Consider the following 489-nt stretch of genomic DNA (forward strand, 5'->3'; position numbering starts at 1 on the left):
TTTTTAATGAACTTCTGGTTATTCCAGATTAAAATACCCTCAAAAAAAATACTTTAATCTGGATAATCCTCTGAAGAATTCCGTAGAATTGGTGGGTCTGGGTGGACTTGAACCACCGACCTCACCCTTATCAGGGGTGCGATCTAACCAACTGATCTACAGACCCATTTTTACATCGGTTTTTTAATTTAGCTCTTCAATGATAAACTCACTCTTCTGGGCACATACTACCACTACGTTCCCTTTCTTGCTTATCCTTCATCTCGACTAAAACAACCTTGCAAAAATGCTTCGATGCACTTTGCTTTTTTGACTCGCGACTTAACATCGCATATTGAGAGGCACTACAACATCTCACTTACATCAACAACAATATCGTGATCGAATATCTTCTCCGCTTCTTCTCAGTCGCGGTTGGATTCTTCATCATTTCGAAAACAAACTGTGTGGGCACTTTATGTCGCATTGGTGCTCTTAATTTAAGGAGGT

1 tRNA gene is annotated in these 489 nt (G+C 39.9%); it reads right to left on the minus strand.

From position 1 onward, the window contains the following. Positions 1-89: 89 nt before the first annotated feature. A tRNA-Ile gene (locus tag Ltuc_RS14045) sits at positions 90-166 on the minus strand. Between the last annotated feature and the right edge of the window lie 323 nt (positions 167-489).

This window comes from Legionella tucsonensis, assembly GCF_001468035.1.
Lineage (GTDB): Bacteria > Pseudomonadota > Gammaproteobacteria > Legionellales > Legionellaceae > Legionella > Legionella tucsonensis.